The following is a 16,590-nucleotide window of genomic DNA, read 5'->3' as shown; positions in this document are numbered from 1 at the left end:
CGTCATTCCGGCGATTTTACGCCCGTGGGGGATCGCTCCCGACCACAGCGGGCACGCGCACGACGACGGCCCGGCCGCCCGCGGAGGCGGGCGACCGGGCCGGGGTCGGGAGGAGGCGGGTCAGCCCTTCGTGGAGCCGGCCAGGAGGCCGCGCACGAAGTAGCGCTGCAGGCTGAAGAACACGATGAGCGGCACGATGAGCGAGACGAACGCCGCCGCCGTGAGCCGCTGCCAGTCCTGCCCGCGCGTCCCCGTGAGCTCCGCGAGGCGCTGCGTGAGCGGCGCGACGTCGGCCGTGCCGCCGGAGAAGATCAGCGCCACCAGCAGGTCGTTCCAGACCCAGAGGAACTGGAAGATCGCGAACGACGCGATGGCCGGGAGCGCCAGCGGGAGCACGATCCGGAAGAAGACCTGGCCGTGGCTCGCGCCGTCGACCCGGGCCGCCTCGATGACCTCGCCTGGGATCTCCGAGATGAAGTTGTGCAGCAGGAAGATCGCGAGCGGCAGGGCGAAGATCGTGTGCGCCACCCACACCGGCAGGTAGCCCTGCTCGGGGATGAGCGGGATGACGCCGTGGATCGCCTCCTGCAGCGGGCGCAGGGTGCGCGTGAACATCTGCAGCAGCGGGATGAGCGCCATCTGCAGCGGCACGATCTGCAGCGCGAAGATCAGCACGAACAGGAAGTTCGAGCCCTTGAACTTGATCCACGCGAACGCGTACGCCGCCATGGAGGCGATGACGAGCGGGAACAGGGTCGCGGGGATCGCGATGGCCAGCGAGTTGACGAAGTACGAGCCGAGCTGCGGCGACGACTGCGACGTCGAGAGCAGCACCTCCTGGTAGTTGTCCAGCGTGAAGCCCGGGTTCTGGAAGATCGTCCACCAGCCCGTGGTCTGGATGAGGCCGGCGGGGCGGAACGACGAGACGAACAGGCCGAAGGTCGGCAGCGTCCACAGCACCGCGATGATCAGGGCGGCGACCGTGGCGCGGCGCGAGGTCAGGCGGTTCTTGACGCGACGGCTCTTCGCGCCGACCGATGCGGCCTGCTCGATGGCCCCGCGGCGGGTCCCCCGGTCGGCGACCGGAAGGTCGGGGGGTGCGACGCTCATCGGATCTCCTTCTGCTTGCTCATGACGCGGACGTTGTAGATGACGATCGGCAGCACCATGAGGAACAGCACGATCGCGAGCGCGGAGCCGCGGCCCTGCTCGCCGGCGCGGAACGCCTGCGTGTACATCTCGTTGGCGATGACGCTCGTCTCGAAGTTGCCGGCGGTCATGGTGCGGACGATGTCGAACACCTTGAGCGTCGCGATGGAGATGGTGGTGACCACCACGACGAGCGACCCGCGGATGCCGGGGAGCGTGACGTTGACGAACCGCTCCCAGGCGTTCGTGCCGTCGAGCTGCGCCGCCTCGAGCTGCTCGGTGGGCACGCCCTTGATGCTCGCGGAGAGCACGACCATGGCGAAGCCGGTCTGGATCCAGATCATCACGATGATGAGCAGCGCCGTGTTGATGGGCGAGGTCTGCAGCCACTGCACGGGCTGCTGGCCCATCCAGACGAGGATCTGGTTGAGGAGGCCGATCTGCTCGTTGTCGCCCGACTTGTAGTCGTAGACGAAGCGCCAGATGATGCCGGCGCCGACGAAGGAGATCGCCATCGGCATGAATACGAGCGCCTTGAAGTACTTCTCGCCGCGCGACTTGTCGATGAAGACCGCGTACGCGAGGCCGATGGCCGTCGACAGCAGCGGGACGAAGATGACCCAGATGACCGTGTTGAGCAGCGTCCGGAGCGCGGACGGCTGGGTGAACATCCAGACGAAGTTGTCGAGGCCCGCCCACTCGCCCGTGTTGTCGCGGAACGCGAGCAGGGTCGTGCGGAACGCGGGGTAGATGAGGCCGACGGCCAGCAGGATCAGCGCGGGGAGCACGAAGGCCGCGAGCTGCACCCAGTCCTTGCCGCGCTTCGGCGCCTTGTCGATGAGGAAGAGGATCAGCCCGATCACCACGGCGAAGACGGCCAGCGCGGCCACCACCTGGAGGATCTTGCCGATCAGATCAGCGGTCGTCATGGACGTCTCGCCCTTCGGGTCGGGGGATGTGGGAGCGGGGCCGCCGCGTGCGCGGCGGCCCCGCATGGCCCGGCACGGATGCCGGTGCCGGTGCCGACCCGGTCAGGGTCGGCGGTGGATCAGGACGTGGGCCAGCTCGACTCGATGGCGTCGACCGTCTTCTGGGTCGAGTCGCCGCTCAGCCAGCCGACGATCCCCTTCCAGAAGGAGTCGGTGCCGACCGCGCCGGGCATGAGGTCCGAGCCGTCGAAGCGGAACGTCGCGTTCGGGTCCTGGAGGATCTCGATGCTCTGCTTCAGGATGTCGCTCGACGCGTTCGCGGGGTCGAGCCCCGTGTTCGCGCTGATGACGCCGCCGAGCTCCACGCGGTTGTTCGCCCAGGTGTCGCTCGAGAGGTAGGAGAGCACCGCGGTGATCTCGTCGCTCGTCTTGAACGCGCCGACGAGCTCGCCGCCGCCGGTGACGGTCGTCGCGTCGCCCTCGTTCGTGGGCGGCAGGAGGAACGCGTAGACGTCGCCGTCGGGCGAGACCTTCGCATCGGTGCCGTCCGCCTTCTTCCAGAAGCCCTCGTAGAAGGAGGCCTGGTGGTGCAGCGAGCACTCGCCCTCGAGGATCGGGAGGCCGGCGTCGCCGAACTCGGTGGAGATGATCGACGAGACGTCGCCCAGGCCGCCGTTGACGTAGTCCGGGTTCTTGATGATGTCGCCGACGCCGTCGAAGGCCGCCGCGATCGCGGGGTCGTTGAACGGGATCTCGTGCTTCACCCACTTGTCGTAGGTCTCCGCGCCGGCCTGGCGGATGACGAAGCTCTCGACCCAGTCGGTGCCCGGCCAGCCGGTGGCGTCGCCGGAGCCGATGCCGACGCACCACGGCTTGTGGTCGCCCTCGGCCGCGATCTTCGCGGTGAGGTCCATGAGCTCGGCGGTCGACTTCGGGACCTCGTAGCCCTTCTCCTCGAACTCGCTCGGCGAGTACCAGACGTAGCCCTTGACGCTCGCCATGAGCGGCGCGCCGTAGAAGGTGCCGTCGACGGTGCCGTAGCCCTTCCAGTCGGCGGACCAGTTGGCGTCGACGTTCTCCTCGACCGCGGCGGGCGCGGCCTGCAGGTAGCCCTTCGACGCGAGCACGTTGAAGAGGCCCGGCTGCGGGATGATGCCGATGTCGGGAGCCGAGTCGCCCTCCGCGAGGACCGCGATCTGCGCCTCGAACTCCTTGGTGCCCTGGTAGTTCACGGTGATGCCCGTGCAGGTCTGGAAGTCCTTCCAGGACTCGACGAGGCGGTCGGCCTCGTCGTCCTGGATCGTGCCGCCGATGCTGACCTCGGGGCTGCCCTCGAACGTGCCGTACGACTCGTACGCCGAGCAGTCGGTGTCGGCCTTGTCTTCGGCCGCGATGTCGCCCGTGCACCCCGTGAGCGCGAGGCCGGCGATGCCGACCGCTGCGAGGGGTGCCGCGAAGCGACGTCGGAATAGGGCGTGGCCCATGTGCGTCTCCTCTTCATCGAGTGGATGCGGGCTGCCCCGCCGTCCTGTGCGTGCGGCGGCGGGTGAGGCGCCGTCGCCTGACCGGTGTGCTCCCGTAGGGAACCGGTTCCACAGGTCAATCTAGGGGAGCTCGCAGGGGACGGCAAGGCGGGTCAGGTAACGAAACGGTCTACCTTCCAGGCGATGCGCGTGCGCTTCCGGCGCGCATGGTCCATCATCGGACTCGGCCCCGCGCATCCCGGAACCTGGAACCGCTTCCAGTGCGCGCGTCCGGCGCGACGCGGCGCCGCGGGACCCGATGGAGGGAGCGCGATGAGCGCCATCGCCGACGTCGCCCGGCTCGCCGGCGTCTCGAAGGCCACGGCCTCCCGCGCCCTCAGCGGCCGGGGCTACGTCTCCCCCGCCACGCGCGCCCGCGTCGCCGAGGCCGCCGCCGAGATCGGGTACGTCGTCTCCTCGAACGCGTCGAGCCTCGTCACCGGCCAGTCCAAGAACGTGGGCGTCGTGCTGCCGTACATCAACCGGTGGTTCTTCGCGGAGCTGCTGGAGGGGATCGAGGAGGCGCTCATCGAGGCCGACTACGACCTCACGCTCTACCGCCTCACCGCCGACCCCGAGCAGCGCCGCAAGGTGTTCGAGTACTTCCTCGTGCGCAAGCGCGTGGACGCCGTCATCGCGGTGAGCGTCGCGCTGACGCCCGCCGAGGTGGTGCGGCTGCGCTCCCTCGACAAGCCGCTCGTCGGCATCGGCGGGCCGGTCGAGGGCATGAGCACGCTGAGCATCGACGACGAGGCCGCGGCGCGCCTCGCGACCGAGCACCTGCTGAGCCTCGGGCACGCGCGCGTCGTGCACCTCGGCGGCGACCTGCACGCCCAGATGGCGTTCTTCGTGCACGCGAAGCGGCTGGCGGGGTACCGCGCGGCCATGGACGCGGATCCCCGCGGGCTCGAGGCGCGCTTCGCCACGGCCGACTTCACGATCGACGGCGGCTTCCGCTCCGCGATGGCGCTGCTCGCGGATCCGCGGACCCGGCCGACCGCCGTCTTCGCGGCCTCCGACGAGATCGCCATCGGGACGATCCTCGCCGCGCGCCAGCTCGGGATCGCCGTTCCGGCCGAGCTCTCCGTGGCGGGGATCGACGGGCACGCGCTCGCGCCGCTGTTCGGGCTCACGACGGTGGAGCAGCACCCGCGGCTGCAGGGCCGGTCCGCCGTGGGCATGGTGCTCGAGGGGCTGGCGCCGGGCGGCGCCGCGGAGCGCACCGTGACCCTGCCCGTCGACTTCGCGGCCCGCGCCAGCACGACCGCGCCCCCGGCCCCGGCCCCGCCGGCACCGTGAGGGCGGGCGGGGGCGAGGGCGCGGGCGGGGGCGCGGGATCCGGCCGCAGGACGCGCGTCAGGCGTCGCCGGCCGTGACGGCCTGCGCCTCCTCGAGGGCGTCCACGGGGCGGGCGTCGACGCGGCGGAGCCACCGGTGCCCGGCCACCACGATCACGAGGGCGACGAGCACGGATCCGGCCGCCGCGTAGTACGGCGCGGCGTCCGAGAACAGCCGCGCGAGCTCCGTCGCGGCGGGCGGGGCGACGGCGCCGCCGAGGAACCGCACCGACGAGTACGCGGAGGACGCGACGCTGCGCGGGTGGTCCGTCGCCTCCATCACGCACTCGGTGAGGACGGTGTTGAGGACGCCGAGCAGGAGCCCGCCGACGATCACGCAGACGACGAGGCCGGCGGACGAGCGGACCACGAGGCCCGCCGCCGCGAGGTCGGCCGCGAGCAGCGGGAGCACCAGGCGGAGCACGGAGGTGCGGGCCATCCGACGGGTCAGCAGCGGCGCCACCAGCACGGACGTGATCGCGAGGCCCACGCCCCAGCCGAAGAAGGTGAGGCCGAGGCCGATGGCGTCGAAGCCGAGCGGGAACGGCGTGTACGCGAGCAGCACGAAGAAGCCGATGTTGTAGAACAGCGCGGCGGCCGCGAGCACGGCGAGCGCCGGGGTGCGCAGCGCGCGGAGCGGGGCGGAGAGCCGCATGGGCGTGCGCGGGCCGTCGTCCCTGCCGAGGAGGGCGGCGATCGCCAGGAATCCGACCGCCATGAGCGTCGCGGTGCCGAAGAACGGGCCGCGCCAGCTCCAGCTGCCGAGGAGGCCGCCGAGGAGCGGGCCGACCGCGATGCCGAGGCCGAGCGCCGCCTCGTAGAGCATGATCGCGGACGCCGTGCCGCCCGACGCGGATCCCACGATGGTGGCGAGCGCGGTCGAGATGAAGAGGGCGTTGCCGAGGCCCCAGCCGGCGCGGAAGCCGATGACCGACTCCACGTCCTGCGAGAGGCCGGCGGCGGCCGCGAACACGACGATGACGGCCAGGCCGATGAGCAGGGTGCGCTTGGCGCCGATGCGGCTGGAGATCCAGCTCGTGACGAGCATCGCGAGCCCGGTGACGAGCAGGTAGCTGGTGAAGAGGAGCTCGGCCTGGGTGGCGGTCGCGTCGAGGCTCTCCGCGATGGCGGGGAGGATCGGGTCGACGAGGCCGATGCCCATGAACGCGATGACGCACGCGAAGGCGACGGCGAAGACGGAGCGGGGCTGACGGAGGACGTCGCGGAGCGACGCGTGCTGCGGGGTGGACACGGGTGCGGTGTCGCCTCCTGGGATCGGTGCGGATGGGTGGGACGGGGATGCGGCTCAGTCGCCGTCGACGGCGGCGGCCCCCGCGGGCGGCGGCTCGCCGTCGACGCGGGCCATGACCAGCTCGACGGCCCGCGCCAGCAGCGCCACGTCGTCGGCCGGCAGGTCGGCGAAGCGCGGCACGAGCGCGGTCGCCAGGCGATCGCGCCAGTCGTCGAGGGCGGTGCGGCCCGCGGGCGTGATCTCGAGCAGCGTCGCGCGGGCGTCGGACGGATCCGTCACCTGCGCGATCCAGCCCTGGCCGACGAGCGAGCGCACGATCTTGGTGGTCGTGGGCTGCGCGACGCGGCTGCGCTCGGCGAGCGCGCCCAGGCGCATGCCGCCCGGCCAGGTGACGAGCACGGAGAGGGTCCGCCAGATGGCGGGCGAGCTCGTGCCGCCGACCTCGTGCGCGGCGAGGCGGGTGAGCCGGTGCCCGGCGGTGACGAGGTCGCCGAGGACGGCGCGGAGGTCCGGGTCGGGCGTGGTCATGGGTCGATCATATAGCCGAGCTATGGATCTGTCGAGCAGGCCGTGACGCCGCCCCCCCCCCTGAGCTGGGGGTGTCCGCACGCGGGGCGGGAGCGGACATCGACGCGCGGGCGTCCTAGCGTTGCACCCACCGGCCGCGCGCCGGTCCGGCCGCTGGAGGTGCCATGGCCGACGCCCTGACCGTCGAGGCCCTGGAGCGCGCCGTCGACGCGGCGCTGGAGCACGGCGACGCGACCGCGGCGGCGCAGGCGGTGGCGGACGCGTGGCCGCACCACGTCGACCTGCACCCGCACCGGATCCGCGCCCTGTACGACCGCATCGACGCCGCGGCCTGGGAGCACGACGCGTGGATGGTCGCCGGCATGGCCGCCACCTACCGCGGCACCTCCGAGATCGACCGGCGCGCCTCGCTCCCCTACCGCTCCGCCGTCGACCTGCTGCTCACCGCGGATCCGCCGCCCCCGCCCGTCGTCCGCGCCGGCGTGCTCGTGCACCGCGCCGCGGGCGACCGGCGCGTCGGCCGGCTCGCGGAGGCGCGCGCGTCCCTCGCCGAGGCGCGCACGCTGCTCGACACCGAACGCGGCCTCCCCCTCGGCGTCCGCATCTCCCTCCAGGCCGCGGTCGCGCTCCAGGACGGCCTGGTGCTCACGCACCTCGGGGCGTTCACGGCCGCGCGGGACGAGCTCCGGACGGCCGAGGCGCTGTCGGCGCGGCACCTGGTGCTGACCGACCGGCTCGAGTGCCGCGGCGCGCTGGCCTACGTGGCCTACTGCCTCGGGGAGGTCGAGGAGGCCCGCGAGCTCGTCGAGCGGGCGAGGGAGCTGCTGTCGGCCGAGGAGGCCGGCCCCGAGCTCGCGCGGAGCGGGTTCCGCGCGCCGGCCGAGATCGCGGCCACGCTCATCGCCGTCGACGGGACCCGCCGGGACCTCGCCCGCGCACTCGTCGACGACCTGCGCCCCGCCTGCACGGGCACCGACTGGGAGCTGCTCGGCCTCTACGCCGAGGCGACCGTGGCGGCGATCCGCGGGCTCCGTCTCGACGCGCTCGAGGATCTCCGTCGGCTGCACAACCTCGGGACGGCGTGGCACGAGCACGGGCCCCTGCCGGTCATGCGCGACACCCTGCGCGCGTCCCTGCTCGCGCACCTCGGCCAGACGGCGGCGTCCTGGGACCTCGTCCGCACGCTCGCGCCGACCGCGCACCACTCCACGTGCCCCGCCATGGTCGCGGGGCGCCTGCGCGTGCTCGCCGACGACCACGCGGGCGCGCTCGCCGAGATGGCGGACTGCCTCGCGCTGGGCGACGCCCACTCGGGCCGCACCCTCGCGGACGTCCTGCTCGTGGTCGCGGCCGCGCACAGCGGGCTCGGCGACCTGGCGCGGAGCGACCACGCCTACGACCGGGCCGCGCTCCACGCGACCTCGACCGGGATCCTCCGGCCGTTCGCGGTGTTCCCCGCCGCCGCGTCGTCGGCGCTCCTCGCGCGCGCCCTGCAGCGGGAGCAGCCGCCGGAGGTGCGCCGGATGCTCGAGGGCATGCGCGTCGACCGGGCGCCGGTCGAGGCCGTCGCGCCGGTGCGCGTCGACCCCCTGAGCGAGCGCGAGCGGGTCATCGTCGCGTGCCTGGCCGACGGGCTCACGGTCGCGCAGATCGCCGGCCGGCTCTTCATCTCCCCGAACACCGTGAAGTCGCACGTGCGGAGCGTGTACCGAAAGCTCGACGCGTCCACCCGCGCCGAGGCGGTCGACCGCGCGCGGGCGCTGGGCCACGACCTGCGACCGGGCACGTCCGCCTGACCGTCTCACCCGGGGACGACGCAGGGCGCCGACCCCCGGGGGGATCGGCGCCCTGAGCGCTGTGCGGTGGTACGAGCTACTTGACGGTGACCGTCGCGCCCGCGGCCTCGAGCTGGGCCTTCGCCTTGTCGGCGGCCTCCTTGTTGGCGCCCTCCAGGACGGCCTTGGGGGCTCCATCGACGAGGGCCTTCGCCTCACCGAGGCCGAGGCTGGTGAGGGCGCGCACCTCCTTGATGACCTGGATCTTCTTCTCGCCGGCGGCCTCGAGGATGACGTCGAACGCGGTCTTCTCCTCGACCTCCTCGGCGGGGGCAGCGGCGCCGGGGGCGGCGGCAGCGGCGACGGGCGCCGCGGCGGTGACCTCGAAGACCTCCTCGAACTTCTTGACGAAGTCGCTGAGCTCGATGAGCGTGAGCTCCTTGAAGGCCTCGATGAGCTCGTCGTTAGACAGCTTTGCCATGGTGTATCTCCTTGGGTTGGTGTGGTGTCTCGTGGATCAGTGCATCGCGCCCCGGGGATGGGACCCGAGGGGTGCTACTGAGCCGATTCCTGCTTCTCGCGCAGCGCCTCGACGGTGCGTACGGCCTGCGAGAGCGGTGCGTTGAACAGGTACGCCGCGCCGAAGAGCGAGGCCTTGAAGGCGCCGGCGAGCTTGCCCAGCAGCACCTCCCGCGACTCGAGGTCGGCGAGCTTGTTCACCTCGTCCGCCGTCAGGGGGTTGCCGTCGAAGTAACCGCCCTTCACGACGAGAAGAGGGTTGGCCTTGGTGAAGGTGCGCAGCGCCTTCGCGACGGCGACGGTGTCGCCGTGCACGAACGCGATCGCGGACGGGCCGACGAGCTCGTCGTCGAACGACGAGATCCCCGCCTGGTTCGCCGCGATCTTGGTCAGCGTGTTCTTCACCACGGCGTAGGTCGCGTCTGCACTGATGCTCTTCCGCAGCTGCTTGAGCTGGGCAACGGTGAGACCGCGGTACTCGGTGAGCAGTACGGCGTTCGAGCTGCGGAACTTGTCCGCGAGCTCGGCGACCGAGGCTTCCTTGTTCGCCATGGCACTCCTTATCACGTGGTTCCTCATCGCCACGGAAGCGGCGAGAGGTGCTGGCAGCCCCCGGCTGCACACATGAGAAACGCTCCGGCACAGGAGGCCGGAGCGGGAGTGGCGTGCAGGCCCTGAGGGCGATGCACGGTCCTTGCTTCGATCACCTGCGCGGGCCTTCACCTGAGTGAACCTTCGTCCGGCGCATCCCCTCACGGAGGCACGCCGACGACCAGCGGTCTGTGGCTCCGTCCAGAGTAGGGGGTCGGGGATCACCCGCGCAAGTCGGCGGCGCGGGCGATCCCCGGGCGGGCGCTAGAAGCCCGCGACCGCGTGCGGCACGTAGTGCTCCTCGAGCAGGGACACCTCGTCGTCCGTGAGGGCCAGGTCGAGGGACGCCACCGCGTCCTCGATGTGCGCGACCTTCGTGCCGCCCACGATCGGCGCGGTCACGACGGGGTTCCGCGACACCCAGGCGAGCGCCACCTGCGCGCGCGGCACCCCGCGCGCCGCGGCGACCTCCGCGACCGCTGCGGCGACCCGGCGGTCCGAGTCCTCCTGGGCGGCGTAGAGCGTCTTGCCGAACTCGTCCGTCTCGCTGCGGGCCGTCGACGCGTCCCAGTCGCGCGTGAGCCGGCCGCGGGCGAGGGGGCTCCACGGCAGGGATCCCACGCCCTCGTCGGCGCAGAGGGGCAGCATCTCGCGCTCCTCCTCGCGGTTGACCAGGTTGTAGTGGTCCTGCATCGTGACGAAGCGCGACCAGCCGTGCGCCCGCTGCAGGTGCAGCGCCTTCGAGAACTGCCAGGCGTGCATCGACGAGGCGCCCAGGTAGCGCACCTTGCCGGCGCGCACGAGGTCGTCGAGCGCCTCGAGGGTCTCCTCGAGCGGCGTCGCGGGGTCGAACCGGTGGATCTGGTACAGGTCCACGTAGTCGGTCCCGAGGCGGCGGAGGCTCTCGTCGATCTGCCACATGATGTGCTTCCGCGACAGCCCGCGCGAGTTCGGCCCCTCCCCCATGGCGCCGTGCACCTTGGTGGCGATCACGACCTCCTCGCGCCGCGTGTGCGCCTGGAGGGCGCGTCCGGTGATCTCCTCGCTCGAGCCGTCGGAGTACACGTTGGCCGTGTCGAAGAAGGTGATCCCGAGCTCGACGGCCCGGCGGATGAGCGGGATCGAGTCCTCCTCGGAGAGCGTCCACGCGTGGTTGCCGCGCGTCGGCTCGCCGTAGCTCATGCAGCCGAGGGCGATGGCCGAGACCTCCGTGCCCGTGCTGCCCAGGCGGACGTACCTCACGACGCCGCCGTCACGACGGGTGCCCGGCGACGGGGTCGTCGCCCGTGGTGGCCGGCGCGTGGTCACGCCACGTGTGCTCGGGCTCGTAGCCGAGGATCCGCCGGGCCTTGTCGATGGAGAGCAGCGTCTCGTGCTCGCCCAGCTCCTTCGTCACCTCGACGCCCGGGAAGACCTCCGCCGCGAGCTCCGCGCTGGAGCGGCTCATGACGGTGTCCGCGTTCGCGACGATGAAGCGGTCGAAGCCCTTCGCGTCGTGCTCGAGCGCCTTGCGCACCGCCTGGGCGCCGTCGCGGCCGTCGATGTAGCCCCACAGGTTCCACTTGCGCGCGAGCGCGTCCGCGTCGTATCCCGGGAACTGCTCGTAGTCCTCGACGTCCATGACGTTGGAGAAGCGGAGCGCGGTGACCTGCAGCTCCGGATCCCAGCGGCACAGCTCGATGGCCATCTGCTCCTCGAGGTGCTTCACGAGCGAGTAGGTGCTGTTCGGCTGCGCCGGGTACTCCTCGTCGACGGGGATGTACAGCGGCGGCACGTCGAACGGCAGGCCGAGCACGGTCTCGCTCGACGCGTAGACGATCTTCGTGATGCCCGCCCGGCGCGCGGCCTGGAAGACGTTGAAGCTCGTGAGCATGTTGTTGTGGAACGTGGTCACGTCGCTCCGGATCGCGGGGGCCGGGATCGCGGCGAGGTGCACGATGGCGTCGAACCCGTCGTGCAGGTCCTGGACGCCGAACAGCGCGTCGACCACCTGGCCGTAGTCGGTGGTGTCGACGCGGACGAAGCCGGATCCGCGCTCCCCCACCTGGTCGATGTTGGTGACTTCGTGTCCGTGGGCGCGCAGGTCGGCGACGACGTGTCGGCCGAGCTTCCCCGAGCCTCCGGTGACGGCGGTTCTCATCAGCGAGCATCTCCTTCGTGGGGCGGTTCCGCCCCCGTCCATCCTGGCCCGCGTGCCGCGCGCGCGGCACCGCGACCCGGCGGATCGGCAGCCCCCGGACACGGCGACGGCCCGCCGCCCCCTCTCGGGGACGACGGGCCGTCGTGGTGGTGCGTCGCGCTACTCGCTGGTGATGGCGAGGTCCGGGGTGGCCGGACCGGTGCCGATGCCGGCGCCGACCGTGAGCCCCTCGCGCTGCGTGGTGAGGAACGTGAACACGCCGTCCACGTAGTCCACGTGCACGTGGTCGCCCGCGTTGAGCTCGCCCTGCAGGATGCGCTCCGACAGGCGGTCCTCGATCTCGTGCTGCACCGCGCGGCGCAGCGGCCGGGCGCCGAGCGACGGGTCGAAGCCGACCTCGATGAGGCGCTCCTTCGCGGCGGTCTCGAGCGTGATGGTGAGGTCGCGGTCCATCATGCGGTCCGACAGGCGCTTCACGAACAGGTCCACGATCTGGAGCAGCTCGGGCTTCGACAGCTGCGGGAACACGATGGTGTCGTCCACGCGGTTGAGGAACTCGGGCTTGAAGTTCTTCTTCAGCTCCTCGCTGACCTTGCCCTTCATGCGCTCGTAGGAGTTCGCGGCGTTGTTCTCGACCTGGAACCCGACCGGGGCACCCGTGATGTCCTTGGTGCCGAGGTTGGTGGTCATGATGATGACCGTGTTCTTGAAGTCGACCACGCGGCCCTGGCCATCCGTCAGACGTCCCTCCTCCAGGATCTGGAGGAGCGAGTTGAAGATGTCCGGGTGGGCCTTCTCGATCTCGTCGAAGAGCACCACGGAGAACGGCTTGCGGCGCACCTTCTCGGTGAGCTGGCCGCCCTCCTCGAAGCCGACGAATCCGGGAGGGGCGCCGAAGAGGCGGCTCACGGTGTGCTTCTCGCCGTACTCGCTCATGTCGAGCGAGATGAGGGCGTCCTCGTCGTCGAAGAGGAACTCCGCCAGGGCCTTCGCGAGCTCCGTCTTGCCGACGCCCGTGGGGCCGGCGAAGATGAACGATCCCGAGGGACGGCGGGGGTCCTTGAGTCCGGCGCGCGTGCGGCGGATGGTCTTGGACAGGGCCGAGATGGCCTCCTCCTGGCCGATGACGCGCTGGTGCAGGGCCTTCTCCATGAAGACGAGCCGCGAGGACTCCTCCTCCGTGAGCTTGAACACGGGGATGCCCGTGGCCTGCGCCAGCACCTCGGCGATCAGGCCCTCGTCGACCTCGGCGGTGGTGCGGACGTCGCCCGAGCGCCACTGCTTCTCGAGGCGGAGTCGCTCGCCGAGGAGGTTCTTCTCCTCGTCGCGCAGGCTCGCGGCCTTCTCGAAGTCCTGGTCCTCGATCGCCGTCTCCTTGGCCACGCGGACCACGGAGATGCGCTCGTCGAACTCGCGGAGCTCCGGCGGGGCCGACAGGATCGACAGGCGCAGGCGCGCGCCGGCCTCGTCGATCAGGTCGATGGCCTTGTCCGGCAGGAAGCGGTCGGCGATGTAGCGGTCGGCGAGGTTCGCCGCCGAGACGATGGCGCCGTCGGTGATGGACACCTTGTGGAACGCCTCGTACTTGTCGCGCAGCCCCTTGAGGATGTTGATCGTGTGGGGCAGCGAGGGCTCGTGCACCTGGATCGGCTGGAAGCGGCGCTCGAGGGCCGCGTCCTTCTCGAAGTGCTTGCGGTACTCGTCGAGCGTCGTGGCGCCGATGGTCTGCAACTCGCCGCGCGCGAGGAGCGGCTTGAGGATGCTGGCCGCGTCGATCGCGCCCTCGGCGGCACCCGCGCCGACGAGGGTGTGGATCTCGTCGATGAAGGTGATGATGTCGCCGCGGGTGCGGATCTCCTTGGTGACCTTCTTGAGGCGCTCCTCGAAGTCGCCGCGGTAGCGGGACCCGGCGATGAGCGAGCCGAGGTCGAGCGTGTAGAGCTGCTTGTCCTTCAGCGTCTCCGGGACGTCGCCCTTGACGATGGCCTGCGCCAGGCCCTCGACGACGGCGGTCTTGCCGACGCCGGGCTCGCCGATGAGGACGGGGTTGTTCTTCGAACGGCGCGACAGGATCTGCATCACGCGCTCGATCTCCTTCTCGCGCCCGATGACGGGGTCGAGCTTGCCGTCGCGCGCCGCCTGCGTGAGGTTGCGCCCGAACTGGTCGAGGACCGTGGAGCCGGCCTGCTGGCTCTGCTGCTGCTCGCCGCCGACGGCGACGGCCTCCTTGCCCTGGTACCCGGACAGGAGCTGGATGACCTGCTGGCGCACGCGGTTGAGGTCGGCGCCGAGCTTCACGAGGACCTGGGCGGCGACGCCCTCGCCCTCGCGGATCAGGCCGAGCAGGATGTGCTCGGTGCCGATGTAGTTGTGCCCGAGCTGGAGGGCCTCGCGGAGCGACAGCTCCAGGACCTTCTTGGCTCGCGGCGTGAACGGGATGTGACCCGTGGGCTGCTGCTGGCCCTGGCCGATGATGTCCTGGACCTGTTCGCGTACGGCATCGAGGGAGATGCCGAGCGACTCCAGGGCCTTGGCGGCCACGCCTTCGCCCTCGTGGATGAGGCCGAGCAGGATGTGCTCCGTCCCGATGTAGTTGTGGTTGAGCATCTTGGCCTCTTCTTGGGCCAGGACGACGACGCGACGAGCGCGGTCGGTGAATCTCTCGAACATCTGTATCTCCCTGGGCACCGGGGCAGGGGGCCGGTGCCGATATGTAGAGAGTAACGACGGGTCCGGCGAGTGCATGCCCCTGTTCGCCGTGGGCGTGACGCGATGCGGGAGGCGGCGGATACGGGCCCGCGGCGGCGGCCATGCGGCGGGGACCGGGTGGGCTACCGGTCGGCGTCGGCGGCGGGCATGCCCATGCGGGCGCGCTCCTTCGCCTCGATGGCAGCGTAGGCCTCGCGCTCCTGCTTGTCCGCCTGGATGACCGCCCGCATGATGAACCAGAAGATCAGACCCACGCCGAGGGTGGGGAGGAGCGACCAGATCGCGCTCACCCAGAAAGCATCCATGCGAGAAGGATACGCCGCGCTCTACGTGAGGATGCCGACGAGGCCCTGCACGATGAACGCGACGGCGATGCCGCCCACGATGATCCACAGCGCGTAGCGCGCGGTGGTGGGCTTCTTGGGGTCGGTGCCGTTCGGGCCGAGGGGCATGGTCGCCTACTTCACTAGGGGGAACAGGATGGTCTCGCGGATGCCGAGGCCGGTGATGGCCATGAGGAGCCGGTCGACTCCCATGCCCATGCCGCCCGACGGCGGCATGCCGTGCTCGAGCGCGCGGAGGAACTCCTCGTCGAGCGGCATGGCCTCGTCGTCGCCGCGCGCCGACTGGCGGGCCTGGTCGACGAAGCGCTCGCGCTGCACGACGGGATCCACGAGCTCGGAGTAGCCGGTTGCCAGCTCGAAGCCGCGGATGTAGAGGTCCCACTTCTCGACGACGCCCTCGATGGAACGGTGCGCGCGCGTGAGCGGCGACGTCTCCACGGGGAAGTCGAGGACGAAGGTGGGGCGCTCGAGGCCGCCCTTCACGAAGTGCTCCCAGAGCTCCTCGACGAGCTTGCCGTGCGTGCTGAGCGGAACGACGACGCCCTCGCGGTCGGCGATGGCCTGCAGCTCGTCGACGGACGTGGCGGGGGTGACCTCGACGCCGGCCGCCTGGCTGAGCGAGCCGTACATGGAGATGCGGTCCCACTCGCCGCCGAGGTCGTACTCCGTGCCGTCGGCCCACGTGACGACGTGGCTGCCGGCGACCGCCAGGGCCGCGTCCTGCACGAGGGTCTGCGTGAGCTCGGCGATGGAGGTGTAGTCGCCGTAGGCCTCGTACGCCTCGAGCATCGCGAACTCGGGGCTGTGCGTGGAGTCGGCGCCCTCGTTGCGGAAGTTGCGGTTGATCTCGAAGACGCGGTCGATGCCGCCGACCACGGCCCGCTTGAGGTACAGCTCGGGCGCGATGCGGAGGTACATCTCGGTGTCGAAGGCGTTGGAGTGCGTGACGAACGGGCGCGCGGAGGCGCCGCCGTGCATCACCTGGAGCATGGGCGTCTCGACCTCGACGTAGCCGCGCTGGCGGAACGTCTCGCGCATGGACGCGTTGACCTTCGCGCGGTCGAGGACGTTCTTGCGCGCCTGGTCGCGGACGATGAGGTCGAGGTAGCGGCTGCGGACGCGGGTCTCGTCGGAGAGCTCGGAGTGCAGGTTCGGCAGGGGCAGGAGCGCCTTGCTCGCGATGCGCCACTCGCTGGCCATGATCGACAGCTCGCCCTTGCGGCTCGCGATGACGCGGCCGGCGACGAAGACGTGGTCGCCCAGGTCGACGAGCTCCTTCCACGCCGCGAGCGCGTCCTCGCCGACCTCGGCGAGCGAGATCATGGCCTGGATGCGCGTGCCGTCGCCCGCCTGGAGCGTGGCGAAGCAGAGCTTGCCGGTGTTGCGGAAGTGGACGACGCGGCCGGCGATGCCCACCACGTGGTCGGTCTCCTCGCCGGGCTCGAGGTGGCCGTGCTCCGCGCGGACCGCCGGGATCGTCGTCGTGACGGGGACGTGCACGGGGTACGCGCCGTCGCCGGGGCCGCCCTGGGCCTCGAGGCGGGCCCGCTTGGCGAGGCGCACGGCCTTCTGCTCGGCGATGTCCTCGACGGACTCCTCCACGGCGGCGGGCGTCGGGGTGGTCGCGGGCGTTGACGGGCTGTCGGTCATGTGCGGGCGGATCCTCGCGGGTCGAAGGGGCGTGCGGCCGAGCGGCCTCCCCACGATTCTCGCAGGTGCGGGCGGGGGCCCGGGGACGCGGGGCGGACGGATGCCGCGAGGCCGGCGCTCGGGGACCGGCACGCCGGTCGCCGG

General features: G+C 71.4%; 15 protein-coding genes. 2 read left to right on the top strand and 13 right to left on the bottom strand.

The genetic code is table 11. The annotated features are described in order from the left end of the window. Positions 1-120: 120 nt before the first annotated feature. The 3 genes from ACT7CP_RS04130 to ACT7CP_RS04120 form a co-directional block, all read right to left on the bottom strand. Entirely contained in the window at positions 121-1,110 is a 990-nt protein-coding gene (locus tag ACT7CP_RS04130) for a carbohydrate ABC transporter permease (RefSeq protein ID WP_307503153.1), read from the bottom strand. Then, positions 1,107-2,078: a carbohydrate ABC transporter permease gene (locus tag ACT7CP_RS04125; protein WP_413964268.1), complete on the bottom strand. Its 972-nt coding sequence runs from the start codon at positions 2,076-2,078 to the stop codon at positions 1,107-1,109. The genes ACT7CP_RS04130 and ACT7CP_RS04125 overlap by 4 nt, the downstream gene beginning before the upstream one ends. Positions 2,079-2,197: 119 nt before the next feature. Further along, positions 2,198-3,562 (bottom strand): ABC transporter substrate-binding protein, encoded by a 1,365-nt coding sequence (locus ACT7CP_RS04120; RefSeq protein WP_413964267.1) that lies wholly within the window; start codon positions 3,560-3,562, stop codon positions 2,198-2,200. Positions 3,563-3,874: 312 nt separating this feature from the next. On the opposite strand from ACT7CP_RS04120, the gene ACT7CP_RS04115 reads away from it, so the two are divergent. Next, complete coding sequence (locus ACT7CP_RS04115) at positions 3,875-4,900, top strand: LacI family DNA-binding transcriptional regulator (protein ID WP_445443483.1); 1,026 nt, start codon at positions 3,875-3,877, stop codon at positions 4,898-4,900. 57 nt (positions 4,901-4,957) lie between these two features. Here ACT7CP_RS04115 and ACT7CP_RS04110 read toward each other — a convergent pair whose 3' ends face one another. Then, entirely contained in the window at positions 4,958-6,190 is a 1,233-nt protein-coding gene (locus ACT7CP_RS04110; protein ID WP_445443482.1) for an MFS transporter, read from the bottom strand. Between the two features lie 54 nt (positions 6,191-6,244). After that, positions 6,245-6,718: a MarR family winged helix-turn-helix transcriptional regulator gene (locus tag ACT7CP_RS04105; RefSeq protein WP_445443481.1), complete on the bottom strand. Its 474-nt coding sequence runs from the start codon at positions 6,716-6,718 to the stop codon at positions 6,245-6,247. Positions 6,719-6,882: 164 nt separating this feature from the next. Here ACT7CP_RS04105 and ACT7CP_RS04100 point away from each other — a divergent pair, with 164 nt between their 5' ends. Next, the gene (locus ACT7CP_RS04100) at positions 6,883-8,514 is read left to right on the top strand and encodes a LuxR C-terminal-related transcriptional regulator (RefSeq protein ID WP_445443480.1); all 1,632 of its coding nucleotides are present in this window, start codon (positions 6,883-6,885) and stop codon (positions 8,512-8,514) included. Between the two features lie 76 nt (positions 8,515-8,590). Here the strand turns inward: ACT7CP_RS04100 and rplL are convergent, their stop codons facing one another. From rplL to lysS, 8 genes are all read right to left on the bottom strand, one after another. Then, positions 8,591-8,974 carry a 50S ribosomal protein L7/L12 gene (gene rplL / locus ACT7CP_RS04095; protein ID WP_307503170.1) on the bottom strand — a complete coding sequence of 128 codons (384 nt, stop codon included), beginning with the start codon at positions 8,972-8,974 and terminating at the stop codon, positions 8,591-8,593. 74 nt (positions 8,975-9,048) lie between these two features. Continuing rightward, a complete protein-coding gene (rplJ, locus tag ACT7CP_RS04090; protein ID WP_087196496.1) occupies positions 9,049-9,564 on the bottom strand; it encodes a 50S ribosomal protein L10 in 516 nt (171 codons plus the stop codon). A gap of 303 nt (positions 9,565-9,867) precedes the next feature. Beyond that, on the bottom strand, positions 9,868-10,845 hold the full coding sequence (locus ACT7CP_RS04085) for an aldo/keto reductase (RefSeq protein WP_445443479.1): 978 nt from the start codon (positions 10,843-10,845) through the stop codon (positions 9,868-9,870). Between the two features lie 10 nt (positions 10,846-10,855). After that, on the bottom strand, positions 10,856-11,743 hold the full coding sequence (locus tag ACT7CP_RS04080) for an NAD-dependent epimerase/dehydratase family protein (RefSeq protein ID WP_445443478.1): 888 nt from the start codon (positions 11,741-11,743) through the stop codon (positions 10,856-10,858). Between the two features lie 159 nt (positions 11,744-11,902). After that, entirely contained in the window at positions 11,903-14,413 is a 2,511-nt protein-coding gene (locus tag ACT7CP_RS04075) for an ATP-dependent Clp protease ATP-binding subunit (protein ID WP_307503178.1), read from the bottom strand. A gap of 161 nt (positions 14,414-14,574) precedes the next feature. Further along, positions 14,575-14,757 (bottom strand): hypothetical protein, encoded by a 183-nt coding sequence (locus tag ACT7CP_RS04070; RefSeq protein ID WP_413964260.1) that lies wholly within the window; start codon positions 14,755-14,757, stop codon positions 14,575-14,577. Between the two features lie 21 nt (positions 14,758-14,778). After that, positions 14,779-14,904 carry a hypothetical protein gene (locus ACT7CP_RS04065; protein WP_268904803.1) on the bottom strand — a complete coding sequence of 42 codons (126 nt, stop codon included), beginning with the start codon at positions 14,902-14,904 and terminating at the stop codon, positions 14,779-14,781. Between the two features lie 6 nt (positions 14,905-14,910). Continuing rightward, complete coding sequence (lysS, locus tag ACT7CP_RS04060) at positions 14,911-16,446, bottom strand: lysine--tRNA ligase (RefSeq protein WP_445443477.1); 1,536 nt, start codon at positions 16,444-16,446, stop codon at positions 14,911-14,913. Between the last annotated feature and the right edge of the window lie 144 nt (positions 16,447-16,590).

This window comes from Clavibacter rahimiani, from assembly GCF_052654495.1.
The sequence above is the reverse complement of the archived record's forward strand: the minus strand, read 5'-3'. Positions and strand labels throughout refer to the sequence as shown.

Bases quoted from the DNA above. Each gene is read 5' to 3' on its own strand.
- ACT7CP_RS04130 (WP_307503153.1), bottom strand. From the start codon at position 1,110: ATGAGCGTCGCACCCCCCGACCTTCCGGTCGCCGACCGGGGGACCCGC.
- ACT7CP_RS04065 (WP_268904803.1), bottom strand. From the start codon at position 14,904: ATGCCCCTCGGCCCGAACGGCACCGACCCCAAGAAGCCCACCACCGCG.
- ACT7CP_RS04125 (WP_413964268.1), bottom strand. From the start codon at position 2,078: ATGACGACCGCTGATCTGATCGGCAAGATCCTCCAGGTGGTGGCCGCG.
- ACT7CP_RS04100 (WP_445443480.1), top strand. From the start codon at position 6,883: ATGGCCGACGCCCTGACCGTCGAGGCCCTGGAGCGCGCCGTCGACGCG.
- ACT7CP_RS04105 (WP_445443481.1), bottom strand. From the start codon at position 6,718: ATGACCACGCCCGACCCGGACCTCCGCGCCGTCCTCGGCGACCTCGTC.
- rplL (WP_307503170.1), bottom strand. From the start codon at position 8,974: ATGGCAAAGCTGTCTAACGACGAGCTCATCGAGGCCTTCAAGGAGCTC.
- ACT7CP_RS04120 (WP_413964267.1), bottom strand. From the start codon at position 3,562: ATGGGCCACGCCCTATTCCGACGTCGCTTCGCGGCACCCCTCGCAGCG.
- ACT7CP_RS04075 (WP_307503178.1), bottom strand. From the start codon at position 14,413: ATGTTCGAGAGATTCACCGACCGCGCTCGTCGCGTCGTCGTCCTGGCC.
- ACT7CP_RS04070 (WP_413964260.1), bottom strand. From the start codon at position 14,757: ATGGATGCTTTCTGGGTGAGCGCGATCTGGTCGCTCCTCCCCACCCTC.
- rplJ (WP_087196496.1), bottom strand. From the start codon at position 9,564: ATGGCGAACAAGGAAGCCTCGGTCGCCGAGCTCGCGGACAAGTTCCGC.
- ACT7CP_RS04080 (WP_445443478.1), bottom strand. From the start codon at position 11,743: ATGAGAACCGCCGTCACCGGAGGCTCGGGGAAGCTCGGCCGACACGTC.
- lysS (WP_445443477.1), bottom strand. From the start codon at position 16,446: ATGACCGACAGCCCGTCAACGCCCGCGACCACCCCGACGCCCGCCGCC.
- ACT7CP_RS04115 (WP_445443483.1), top strand. From the start codon at position 3,875: ATGAGCGCCATCGCCGACGTCGCCCGGCTCGCCGGCGTCTCGAAGGCC.